Annotated in this window: 8 protein-coding genes; all 8 read right to left on the bottom strand. The window is 42.1% G+C overall.

Annotation, left to right across the window (positions count from 1 at the left end; translation table 11 throughout):
* Window positions 1–65 precede the first annotated feature (65 nt).
* The 8 genes from AC4HAO_RS03720 to AC4HAO_RS03755 all read right to left on the bottom strand — a co-directional run bounded on the left by AC4HAO_RS03720 (window position 66) and on the right by AC4HAO_RS03755 (window position 13228).
* Window positions 66–1418, bottom strand: coding sequence for an Nramp family divalent metal transporter (locus tag AC4HAO_RS03720; RefSeq protein WP_491134621.1), 1353 nt, complete (start codon window positions 1416–1418; stop codon window positions 66–68).
* A gap of 205 nt (window positions 1419–1623) precedes the next feature.
* Window positions 1624–6234: a glycoside hydrolase family 70 protein gene (locus AC4HAO_RS03725; RefSeq protein ID WP_491134622.1), complete on the bottom strand. Its 4611-nt coding sequence runs from the start codon at window positions 6232–6234 to the stop codon at window positions 1624–1626.
* 485 nt (window positions 6235–6719) lie between these two features.
* On the bottom strand, window positions 6720–7313 hold the full coding sequence (locus AC4HAO_RS03730; protein ID WP_491134623.1) for a restriction endonuclease subunit S: 594 nt from the start codon (window positions 7311–7313) through the stop codon (window positions 6720–6722).
* Between the two features lie 172 nt (window positions 7314–7485).
* Window positions 7486–7977, bottom strand: coding sequence for a thiol peroxidase (tpx, locus tag AC4HAO_RS03735; protein WP_491093834.1), 492 nt, complete (start codon window positions 7975–7977; stop codon window positions 7486–7488).
* Between the two features lie 85 nt (window positions 7978–8062).
* Complete coding sequence (locus tag AC4HAO_RS03740) at window positions 8063–8830, bottom strand: HAD-IIB family hydrolase (protein WP_491134624.1); 768 nt, start codon at window positions 8828–8830, stop codon at window positions 8063–8065.
* A 77-nt stretch (window positions 8831–8907) separates the two neighbouring features.
* Window positions 8908–9840 (bottom strand): CPBP family intramembrane glutamic endopeptidase, encoded by a 933-nt coding sequence (locus AC4HAO_RS03745; RefSeq protein WP_491134625.1) that lies wholly within the window; start codon window positions 9838–9840, stop codon window positions 8908–8910.
* A 366-nt stretch (window positions 9841–10206) separates the two neighbouring features.
* Window positions 10207–12618 carry a flavocytochrome c gene (locus AC4HAO_RS03750; RefSeq protein WP_491134626.1) on the bottom strand — a complete coding sequence of 804 codons (2412 nt, stop codon included), beginning with the start codon at window positions 12616–12618 and terminating at the stop codon, window positions 10207–10209.
* A 10-nt stretch (window positions 12619–12628) separates the two neighbouring features.
* On the bottom strand, window positions 12629–13228 hold the full coding sequence (locus AC4HAO_RS03755; RefSeq protein WP_491093830.1) for an NADPH-dependent FMN reductase: 600 nt from the start codon (window positions 13226–13228) through the stop codon (window positions 12629–12631).
* Window positions 13229–13328 lie beyond the last annotated feature (100 nt).

Here is a 13328-nt window from a genome sequence, read left to right on the forward strand (position 1 = left end):
GGGATCTTAAGTTAACAAGTGAGGAAAAGAGAAATCAGTAGACAGAGTCCTGATTTTCCTCGTTTTTATAGTAAGTCAATAATCAATTTTAAATTCAAAACAGTCAGCAAGCTTGCAATCAAATAAGCCGTTATCATATTCCATCTAGCGTTGCTGTAGCCTCCCATCAGCTTTCGACTAGATGTGAAATAAATCAGAGGAAAGATCGAAAAAGGCAGAGCAAGAGACAAAAAAACTTGAGAGTAAACAATCAGCTGATCCAGCACCTTCTCTTGACCACCCCAAATCAGCGTTGCTAGCATTACAGGTAAAAGAGCCAATAAACGTGTCAATAACCTAATAGCCCACTGCGGTAGGCGAAGATTTAAAAAACCTTCCATAACAATTTGTCCGGTTAGAGTTCCTGTAATCGTTGAATTTTGCCCGCTCGCTAGGAGAGCTACGGCAAAAAGGGTGGACAAGAAACCACTGGCAACACTGCCAGCAATAGTTGGATCCGCAAGCGCATTGTACATCTGCGTAAAGGCACTAATCTTGCTGGCATGACCATAAAATAGGGAAGCCCCCAAAACCAAAAGTAAGGAATTAACAACAAAAGCTAAGCTCAGCTGAATATTAGAATCCCAAGTCATAAAGCGAATTGCCCGACGAATAGACATTGGATTATCATAATCAACCCGCCTTGTCTGCGAAATAGATGAGTGGAGATAGAGGTTGTGCGGCATTACTGTCGCCCCGATAATCCCTAAGGCCAAGGTCAGCTTGGTATGAGCACCGACCTGATGAACGTCAAAAATTGAAGGACTGGGGACAAAGCCTTTAAATATACCAGTGATGCTTGGATGCGAAATAAGCGTTAAATAAGCAAAAATAAGTAGAATGGTCAAAATCAAAGTCGATACAATCGCTTCGATCTTACGAAAACCCAGCTTCATCAATGACAGAAGCAAAAAGACATCCAAAATCGTTGCAAAAACGGCGACCATCAAGGGCCAGCCAAATAAAAGATGCAGGGCAATCCCAGAACCGATGACTTCTGCTAAATCAGTCGCCATTAGAGCTAACTCAATGATAACAAAAAGACCATAACGCAGCCATTTGGGCAGATAGGCCGCTGTCGCCTGAGCCAAGTCCTGACGTGTCACAATACCTAACTTTCCGGCCATCTGCTGCAACTGCATGGCCATCAAGGACGAAATCAAAACAATAGATAGAAGCAAATACTTATAGCTGGCTCCACCCACAACACTTGTGATCCAATTGCCAGGATCCATATAGCCGACTGCCACTAGAGCACCCGGACCAATGAAAGCACGTAAGCTTTGCCAAAAAGAAGCGCCTTCAGGAACATCGACACTTTGGTTAACCTCATCGAGTGAGCGTTTTTCCGCTGAGTTTGGACTATGATGCGTTTTCAAAAGAGAACCTCTTTTCTAACTATATTCAACTAGATTCATTATAGCACATATCAGCACAGCCAGCGATTTGGACAAATATCCCCTCCCATAAGAAAAACACAATAATTTGTAGGTATTAAAAAGAGCCTGAGACAAAGGTCCCAGTACCCTTTATAGCAATCGTTTTTTGCCATTTCACTCTTCGTTTCGTTAGCTGCACATAGTGTTAGACAGCAGCTCCGTCAGCTCCGAAGTAATACCAACGGCCATCTACTCTGACATAACGATTTTTAACACGTTCACCAGAAACTGCATCATAGTAGTATCTACGACCATTAATCGTAACCATAATACCCTTGGCTTGCTGACCTGTAGTTGGATCAAAATACAATTCTTGATTATTGATCTTCTGTTCTCCCTTAACAGCTACACCATTAGCATCATAATAGTACCATTGATTTGAGTTAGCGGCAGCTTCAGCAAAAGTATTTGTGACTAAAGATCCTGAGTCAGCATCATAGTGACGACGGCTGCCATCAGCAGCTACAACGCTGATTCCCTTAGCTTGTTTACCAGTCGCTTCATCAAAATAGAGCCTTTGACCATTGATACTTTGTACTCCTTTGACGACATGGCCATCAGCATCAGCATAGTACCAAGCATTGTCACCTGTCGTGAAGAACTCAGCAGTCTTTCGATCACCTGAATTAGCATCATAGTAAGCAATTTGACCGTCCTGATCCGTCACAAAATCACCCTTAACCTGGATGCCTGAATCTGGATGGAAGTAAAGTGTCTGACCATTAACAGCCACTTGCCCTTTGGCCTGTTTGCCAGTCGCTTCATCAAAGTAATACCAGTTACCATCCATATTGCGGAAGCCCTTGACAACATAGCCATTAGCATCAGCATAGTACCAGTCATCACCGATTGAGAAGAAGTCTTTGACTAATTTAGCACCTGAGTTAAGATCATAATAACGCTGTCTGCCATTAGCATCTGTAAGGAAGCCCTTAGTTTGAGCTCCTGTTGTCTCATCGAAATGAAGCACAGCGCCATTGATGGTCACTTCACCCTTAGCAGCTATACCATGCTCATCGAAATAATACCAGTTATTGTCAACCTTAGCAAAATCATTCTTAATCATATTACCAGAATTTTCTGCGAAATAGCGAATGTTACCATTTTCATCAGTGATCATCTTGCCCTTAGCTTGGTAACCGTCTTGATCGAAGTAATAGGTAGCACCCTCAATCGTTTTAAGACCTGTGGCCATCACATTGTTTGCATCGATGTAGCGATAAACTAGGTTGTTGGGATCTGCTGGATCTACAGATGAGTACCAATTTGGTCCAGTAAATAGCATACCTGTCTTACCGTAGTAATGACGATCGCCTTTCTCATCTTGATAGATCGTGTCACGCAACTGAACACCATTTGACAGGAAGAAGTAAGTCTTGCCATTATCTGCTTTATAAGCTCCTGTTACCATATAGCCATCTTTATCAAAGTAATAGTAATGACCGCCCTCATAAACGAAGGAGGATACCGCCTTATTGCCAGATGTAGAGCGGTAAGTCATACCTGTACCATCAAAGTAGAAACCAGTTTGTGCACTCGTATCTCCTGTCAGAGCGGCTGGCAAGAAGTCACCCTTGTCATTAACAGTAAAGTATTTGCCAGTTGCATCATCACTGAGGACATATCCAGCACCCTTTTTAAGAATGTTAGTTCCATTGAAATACTTAGCTTCCCAAGTCTTAATTTTTGTTGACGTATCAAGTTTTTGTCCATTAGAAATCATCGGAACTTCGAACATGCTTGGGTATTTAGCCTTGAGCTCATCTAAGAATTCACCACCGTACTGTGCTTGGTAATCCTTACCACTACTCTTAGTATTAGCGGCATATAATGAGTGATCAATCTCAGCGTCAACAACTTCTTTACCGTAACTATCAATACGTGTAGCTGTCACAATTTCTTCACCTGGTAATGAATAAACTTGGTCCGGTACCCAATCGGCAATTGCTTGGATCCCTGCAGCATGGAGAGCCTTAAGCGCATTGGCCAAATCTTCCTTAGAACCATATTTATTATTTTGGCTCATAGCTAGGTCATAGCGGTCATCAAAAGCATAGCCATTTTTAATAATGGAATCAATGAAGGTGCCATCATCTGTTGATACGTACTGCGGTGCCATTTCAAAGGAAGTCACACCCCAAGCCTTAAAGAGATCGGCATTTTCAGCAATTCGCTTATTGGTATATTCAGAATCATTAGTAGCAAAGTCTTGGAAATTTGAGAAACCTTCATAGATCAGCTGTGAATCCAGAGCTGCTGAGGTCTTGTAGGTTAAGTCATCTGAACTCTTAGCTTCTTCACTAGCTGCTACACGAATATCCTGATTAGCCTGTGCCCCAACCGGTACCCAAACAGCCAGATAGCCGCTCATATCAACTGTTGAATAACCTTTGATATCATCAGCTGTAAAGGTCAAGTTCCCATTTTCATCTGTATATTTAACCAGATTAGTATCAGCATCAGTCAAGTAAGATTTGACACCATCCTGCGTACCTAACAGCAGAGGGCGATAGGCCTGATTAGCATGGACTTGCCCCACATTAACGGTAACCGTATCGTTAGCTGCTAAGGACAGGTTAGGATTATTGCTCACCAAGGTTACCATACCCGACGTACGACTAAGATCTGTTCCCTGACTGTCATCAGCCGTCATAATATCTTGGCCGAAGCGGACAGATGTTAAAACTTCTTGGCCAGAGTCAGTCTTGGCAACATTCATAGCTTGACCACCAGATACGTAGGCAATACGAGCCCGCATCAAGGTATCAATAGCATCAAAGTAAGGCGATTTAGTAGCCATATACTGGCCATCATCTGTATACAAATCACCATAATAAACCCGAGGCACAGATTCCATATTGCTCAATAAGAGGGCATAGGCGGCTGGAATATTATAATGGGTATAGGTCTTTTCAACCTTGTTCATGTCTTCATTGTAAATTTTGAAGGCCTCTTTGAGCTGATCCAAGGTAAAGGTATAACCATCCGTTGTTGTATCAATTTCCTTAGCGATAATCTTGGCAATAATCGTTTGTACCTCACTGTCGTGAGCCCGTACAAAGGAATAATTAGCGATTGTATCGCCATAAGCCGAGTCGTTGCGGCGTTCCTTATTCAGCGTATCGGTAATCAAGCTTTCCAATCCCTGCCGCTGATCAAGCTGTCTTGTTAAGGTTGACAGAGCAGCTAGACGAGAATAGTTATCAATAGAGATAGCAGCGCCGTTCGTATCAATATTATATTGATTATCGTTATAACTCCATGCTTCAAGGATGGAAATATGTGCTAAAGCATCAGCTTCTGATTTATTGACGCCGTAATATTCTTGGAAGTAATTAGTATAGACCTGAAGGAGGTCGGCATTGACATTATCAACCGCATCAACCCGTACACCATCAAAGTTAGCTTGGTCATCACCCATGACAATCGAGCCCCAGTTCATCAAATAATGCAGCTGGTTGAGCATTTCTGCTTGAACTACTGGATTCGAATTATCCACATCATTGGACAGCAAGAATTCGTAACCACCAATTGGGTTACTGTCAGCAAAATAACGCTGCTGACCAGTTTGTGTAGTTGGAGTGCGATTGAGCAAACGATAATCCGAATTGGCCCATGGTGTTAAATCACTATTATTGTAGAGCAAAGCACCATGTTGCAGATGGTCATTGCGGTTAAGATTTTCCGAGTCAACATTCCACTTCGACTGCTGGGTGACGAAAGCCTTAATAGCCGAGCGAAGCCACTCTGTATTGTTCTCAGCTGTGATACGCTGCTCAATCTTCGTTTGAATAAGCTGAGCTGCTTTATTAAGGGCAACTTGCGAAGTTTCGTTCGTAAAGTTTTCATTATCTGAACCGAGGTAATCCGACATATAATTCAGATAAGCTACCTGCGTGTCCTTATCAGGCCACCAGCTCATCAGAACTGGACGTAAATCATCCGCTGTCGAAGCTTCCCAAGTTTGACCATTGCGCAAGATTGATTCTGGACGATACCAGCTGTTAGCTGTCAAATAGCCATCAACCAACTCAAAACTCTCAGCATTAGAATTGTAAGCCTTATTATGAGCTGTAAAATCATCAACCAAGTTGGTCAAGCCTTGTGAGAATGAGTAGGTTGATGTGCTGGAAAGCGCACCAGTATCAGCGTCAAAGTAAAGCATTTGACCATTGACTGTGATGGCAAAATTCTTCTTATAGCTGCCATCTGGCTGAACATAATAGTAATTCCCATCGATCTGCTTAACATTATCAAGAGACATAGCCGCCTCTTTTTCCTGATTAGTCAGGTCGGCTGCTTGAGCTGGGGCAGTTTCCACTGCAGCCACATCACGGCGCTCGACCCTAACTCCGTCGGAAGCCGGAACCTTCTCCTGCCCAGCAGCAGTCTGATTGGCAGCCTCTTGCCTTGGTGCTGTTTCCTGATCTGCTGTGGTTTCAGTCGTTTCCTCTGAAGACCGTGCACTACCCGCTGCAGGAACTTCGGTACTTTCTTCGGCAGGGGCACTAGATTCAGCTGGAAGTTCAGTATTGGCATCGTCAGAGGAAGCTGAATCTGAAGCTACAGCCCCTGTCTCCTGACTACCGTCATCTGCTGCAGCGACCTGTTCGCTAGCTGTCGCTTCATCTGCCGATACATGGCTATCACTGACAGAACCCATACCAATGATGCTAAGCAAACCAATAGTGGCCACGGCTATAGTTACCCACTGTTTTTTAACCTTGTGTAGTTTATAACGTAGTTTTTTTTCCATTAGGATTACTCCTTCAAGCCTTAGGCTTTAAATTATTTAGTTAAATGTACTGAGAACCAGTACTCCCTTAACCGCCAAACATGATAGCATTTTTACTTTACAAACCTACTATTTCTGATGTCATTTTCTTTGTTAATTATTTCAACTCAGTAACATTGCAATCCCTTGTCATTCATGGCATTTCCAAGACTTTGATTTCCATTTTCTGCAAAAAATAATGTATTTCTGAAAGCGTTTTTCTATAAAGTTTTTTCCTCAATCAGTTCAAAAAATCATTACAAGATATCGTAGACGATTACACCATAAAGAGTCGAGCACCGAGGCCAGTTCCAAAAAAAAGCTGAATATACTTGAAGTATTCTCGAGTTGGCTTTAAGCAGCAACACTCAAGCAATACCAGCGACCATTGATTAAATATTTTCCCTACCTACTAGCAGTCTTTAAAAAGAGACGAAAAAAGCCCCAAGTTTGAGGCTTCTTCCTAACTAATAAAGATTTTTTTCCACTTCTTGCTTAACATACTCCCACTCCTGCTGGGCTCTAGCCAATTTGCGCTGATAGTCTGCTAAACCTTGGTTAGCATATTGAACAAGATAGTTTTGCTTGACAGGCGGTAACTTAGGAATTGGTATTTCCAATAGCTGAGCTGTTGAAATATTAAGAATTCCCTTACCGTGGTCTGCAGTTGCCAAGAGTTCTTGACCCAGATCCGATTCTAAAAAGAGCTTCAAATAAAAACCACTAACCTCCCCAATCGGACGTAAAACTGTAATATTTGAAGAAGCAACGATAGGATAATCCTGCTCTTCAAACACAGCTACCTTTTTAACCGTCCCTTTAGAAGCTACCAAAACATCACCAGTTTCTAAAAGATACTTGGGCAACTTGTCCTTTGATTCTTGAAAGGTTTTAAGCTGACCGTAGTCAATACCAAATTCTGTCATGTCAGATAAATTGATGTAGCTAATCTCCCCTGGCTCTGCTTTACTAGAGACGGCCTTCCCTTTAAAAGCACGCACCACCTGACCAAGAGGCACTTTTACGATCTGATTGGCAAGATATCCTTCTATCAACGCCATATGCATTCTCTCCTTCTCCTCTTATTTATCCATATCTGGTCCTGTAGCCAATATGGAAATCGCAATATACCTGCTCTATCATACCCTAATTTCTTAAGAAAATCAAAAGAATATGCAAAAGAACCCCTATAAATGACCATTTGGGGGCTATTAAAGGGGTTTTAATTTATTTTTATAAAGCCTTGAGCGCTGCGATCGCTGCCTCATAGTCAGGCTCTGAATTAACGTTCTCCAAATACTCAGTATAGCGCACTGTATTGGTTTCATCCAAAACCAGCACAGCCCGTGCTAAAAGGTGCCATTCTTCCATTAGCAGCCCATAAGCCTTGGCAAAACTATTATCATAGTAATCCGACAGCATGATAACATCCTCCAAATCCTGCGCACCGCACCAACGCTCTTGGGCAAAGGGGAGATCTGCCGATACTGTAATCACAAGAGTATCAGGCCTTGCAGCCAAGTCTCGGTTAAACGTCCGCGTCTGAGTAGAACAAAGACCCGTATCAATTGAAGGAACGATACTGATGACCTTTTTCCCTTGAAAATCAGATAAATGCTTTTTAGTCAAATCTGTCGCTGTTAAGGTAAAATCATGTGCTATATCCCCTACTTGCAACTGTTTAGCTTTATCAACCTTTACAGGTTTTCCTAAAAATGTTGGCATATTGCTCCCTACTTTCTAGCCATCCATCAACGGCACCTACATGGTAACGCTTTTTTTAGGAGATTGCCAAGATTTTGACTATAAATTATTTGCCTTGAAAGGCTTGAAAGAGTTCAAGAATTTTATCGGCAATCGCTTGGTTATCAGCTTCAACTTGATCATCAGCGTAAGTCTTTAGATAAGTAAAACTACCGACTTGGACACCGTAGAGAGCCTCCTTGAACATCTCAATGTCATTTTTATCATTTCCAAAAGCTATGAAGGGCTCCTCATCAAGAATTTCCAAGATAGTCGAAGCCTTGCTAACTTGGTTAGGATTAAGATAAAGGCACTTTTCTTGTTCATGGTAAAAGAGCTCCAGTTTATCGGTGGACTTGATCTGATATGAGATATCAGCCACTAATTCTTCGTGATTACCCATATAGATAACCATTTTAATAGGATGTTCCAGCTCTTCCGCTGCTATCTTATCAGCTAGACTCAGGGGGTCAACCAAATTGATAAAAGGAATATGCTCCTCATTGCCCGTTGCATAATTAAAAGAATTATCAACAAAATATGGCAAATTGTAAGTACGGCAATAACTGAGAGCCTCACGATAGACTTCCGTATCCAAATTGTACTCTAGCACTAGCCGGCCTTGATTGTAGACCAGCCCTCCATTCAAGCCGATAACGCGCTCCTTGGCCAGCTCCTCACCTAGCATATCAACGGAATCCCGATACGACCTAGCTGACGCAAAAACGACAGTATGCCCAAAATCTTTGGCTTTACCAAGTACTGCTTTGATTTTACTATCTATACTAAACCCATCAAAAGACAGGGTACCGTCCAAATCAAAAATAAAATGCATCGCACATCTCCTATTCTTACGCACTTCCCTACGATTATAACAAAAAACTAGGCCGAAACCTAGATTTTATTGGACATTTATGACGCTACTGCTACTTTTTTGCGAATTTTTAAATAGAGAAAGAGGCAAACTAAGGATAGCACGAATACCGTCAAAATACTTCCCTCTACACCAAAAGCACCACCACTCAAATATGAAGCTCCTTTTAACTGCAACTGAATAATAGATGATGGCAAGGCAGCTGTGCCAGAAACTGGAATACCAAAAACAGAACCTTGAAAGCAATTCCACGCCGCATGAAGTCCAAAGACTCCCCAGATATTGCCCTTCCAAACGACATAGAGGCACATCATGAGACCAAATAATATGACCACTAAGAGAGAAAGGATGGTTACATGAGCATTTGGCAGATGTAATAAGCCAAACAGAAGCGAAGCTACCATGACGGCCGTAAACTTCCGATGGTGGCTAGCCACTGCTGGCATTAACCAGCCTCTAGTCAAGAGTTCCTCAGCTCCACTCTGAACTTGCCAAGCAAGTATATATAATAATAGGAATCCTAAGCTTTTAGCTGAGATATTAATTTTTTCCAACTCGACCATTCCAAAAAGGCTCAATAAAACCACCATAATACTAAAAAGCCCTGCACCGATCAACCAGCCCTTGGCTAGTTCTCTACCTTCCTTCCTCTTAAACAGACCCAGCGAGGAAATAGGGCGCTTCTCCACCCATTTTACCCAACCAAAGACAGCAAGATAAATACCCCAGAAGGCAAACAGTCCAATTAAGGTAGAAACATCTGTTGAAAATGGTAGGCTGGTTTGTATTTCTCCAGACAGATTAGGGACTGGAGAACCATTCCCCAGAAAATAAATCAAAATAACAGGTACTAGGCTAAAACCACCTATCAGAGTTCCTAAAAATAAGAGCATCAGGGCAATAAGGATCAATAATATAATTGATTTCGTTATCTTCCCCTTCGCTGTTTCGGTAAAAAGATCGGACTGCATCTTACAACCTCCTTTTTATCAGGTACTAAGTCGCTCAAATTATCCAACGGATAATTTGAAATTGGAATTAAGCTTGCAAAGCAAACATCAATGGGCGACTCAAAAGACAATAGAAAAGTTGACACAGTGGCTGAGGGTAAGACTAAGTCGGCTAAGCCAATAAGTCTTACCCCTGCACAGTAGGTACTTTAGCACCAATGAACCACTGCTGATTGAAGGTCCTTATTTAGGGCGTACTCGCATTTTCCGATATTCCTTAAAAGTCCCATTGGACCTTTTAATCCTTACAAGCGATAGCGGCGAGTGTGCTGAGCGCCATTAATCTTATTTCTAATTTCAAAAGGCTCTCTTTTTATTTTGTAATATTTAGCACCACTCATCTACTGCAGTTTGACCAGCAATACGGCCAAAAGTAAAAATGTCAGTCAAGGAGTTGCCACCCAAACGATTACCAGCATGAAGACCGCCAGCTACTTCTCCTGCTGCATAGAGGCCTGAGATAACACGACCTTGTCGGCTGATAACATGGGCTTGGGTATCAATTTTCAGACCACCCATGGTATGGTGAACTGCCGGTTTTCTAGGAGTTGCATAGAAGGGTGCTTTTTCACATTTAAGATCAAAGCTGCCTTTATTGAATTCAGGATCGTAACCGCTATCAACATAACGATTGTAATTCGTAATAGTTTCAACCAAAACTTTCGGATCAATAGCAATTTGCTCTGCTAACTCTTCTAGAGTATCGGCACGATAGAGCGTGCCTGCTGTCACCTGTGCTTCAATTTTTTCATCACTAGTGTTGTAAGCTGTTTGTTTGATATTATCGTCCGCAATCAGATAGAATAACCCACCATTATCAATAGCCGCTTGCGATAATTTATCACGACTGCCATATTCATCAACAAAGCGTTTGCCTTTCCTATTAACCATGATAAAGTTTGCAGGCGGTACCTGCAGGCCGGAAAAGAGAGCGCCAGTTTCCGGATCTGATACAGGCATCATCTGAGTAAAGCCCATGCCAACAAGATCAGCTCCAACACTTTGTCCAAGGATGATGCCATCTCCCGTAATAGCTGGTGAATTAGACGTTCTGATGTCATCATCAATTTCTGTCCAGTAAGTATTGTATTTTTGCAGCATCTTTGTGTTAGCACCGAACCCGCCAGAAGCTAGGACTACCGCCTTAGCATGGACTGTAATTTTTTGACCATTGCGACCAGTACCAATAATACCACGAACAATGCCATCCTCGACAATTAATTCTTTGACTGGGGTATCGGTCAGGATAGTTCCACCATTGTCTCGCACATATTTATCCAATACAGAGATATAAGCATAGCCCATGGGGACTTTCGGCTTGTGACCGCGGCGCCACAGGGCTCCAACCGGCATAGTGACTTCATTACGGTCAAACTCTAAACCGATATCCTCCAGCCATTTAACAGATTCGAGAGCCCGTTCTGTCAAAATTTTAACAAGGTCATAATCACCGTGAATTTCATTACCCTGCAGATCTATTCGCTTACCGCCAATGTAGGTTTGGATACGGTAGAGCAAATTTGAATCGAATAGATAATCTGGATTTTTAAGATAGCTTGCCAGTCCTAACTTCAAAGCACGGAAATCTTCCAGATACTCTGGGTCAATATCACCTTCATCAGTATCATAAAGATTTTTTAGATTTTGGGCTTCTCCAGGATGGGCTGAAAAGCTATTTTGCCACTCAGGCCAAGGCGCATTGATTGGGCCACCTGCACGGACAGTATTACCTCCCAATGCTGGGAATTTTTCAACAACAATAGCGGTCTTACCCTCTTGTAGAACAGCGGCTGCCGCCGCTAAACCTGCACCGCCGCCACCAACAACTGCAACATCAACTATATATTCTTTATCGTTCTTGTCTAAAGCAGATGGTGCCTTTGGACGTTTCCGCAATACATCGGGATTCCCCCCTGCCAATTTGACAGCACGGGCAACTCCATCCAAAACGCCATTGCTGGTTACCGAAGCACCAGAAACGGCATCTACATTAAGCGTCTGCCCTTCCAAAATTTCATTTGGAATACGAGTAAAAACGATGTCTGCAATTCCAGAAGATTCTCCAGAACTATCAATATCAATTTTTTCAATTTTCTCATCGGAGAGAGTGACAGCCATCGGCAACTTGCCATTATGTCCTTGCGTCGTTACTTGGTAGGTTCCCGGTTCAAAGCGAATTTCTTCTGGAAGATTAAGCTGATTAGCCACAGTTACGAAACGCAGAAAACGCCAAAAACAGCTATCTAAAAAATCCACCGTCCGCTCGTCTCTTAAGTTTCCTTCACTATCAAAAGCCTTGTGAGCAAATCCAAGCAAGAATTCACTTCCAGGCATAACTCTAGCATTAACACCAGGAGCGTCCAAAATTTGACGTAAATGCAACTGAGCCCGAGATGATCCTTGTTCCGTATAAGAAGCACCTACAATCATAACGGGTTTTCCATCAAGCGGATGAATATTAAAGGACAGCCATTCAAGCAAACTATTCAAACTTGACGGGATTGTATGGTTGTGCTCCGGTGTTGCAATAATAACTCCTTCAGCCTCAGAAATCTTTTGATTAAAACTTTGGATAAGAGGCGATTCCGTCTGATCATCTGTTTCATTAAACATCGGAATGTCTGTGATTTCTAAAATTTCAATGTCAGCTTGTCTTGCAAAATGCTTGACCATAAACTGCAATAGTTTCCGATTGTAAGAAGTTTTTGCATTGGTACCTGTGATAGCTACTAATTTCATAACATTTCTCCTACTCTTTGACATCCCAAACAAAAGCTCTTTTGCGTTCAGTATCAGTTTCCTTAACTAACTGGTTTGTTAAAGTGACAAAGCTCTGAAATTCATCAAAAACATCTTCCAACTCAGCTAGCTTTTCAGGATTGTTAAACTGACCGCCACCTAAAACCTGCTCAGAATTGCCTAAAAGGAATTCATTTCCTGGCATGACACGAGCCTTTAATTCCGGAGCATCAAGAATTTGGCGTAAATGCGCCTGTGCACGTGATGTTCCCAGAGTTCCAAGCGAAGCCCCTACAATCATCGTCGGTTTGTTAATCAAACTACGACTAGTATAAGCGATCCACTCCAAAACAGAAGAAAGGGGGGCTGGTACGGTGTGGTCGTACTCTGGAGTCGCAATAATCACTCCTTCAGCAGCTGCAATTTTTTGGTTGAAGACAGCAATGGAATCAGGAACTACCTTATTTTCCGGTTCATTAAAAGCTGGTAAATCCTTGATTTCCAGCACCTCAATATCAGCTTGGTCAGTAAAATACCTAGCCATAAATTGCAATAGCTTTCGATTGGTTGAACGATTTGAATTCGTTCCCACAATAGCAACCAGTTTCATATTGTTCCTCCTAGTAATCATTAAGATATTAAGCCACCCGAATAATCCAGTGGATAATTCGAAATTGGAAATTGAGCTTGCAAAGAAAAATAAGAAAGAC

The organism is Streptococcus sp. ELY_137 (genome assembly GCF_058314515.1).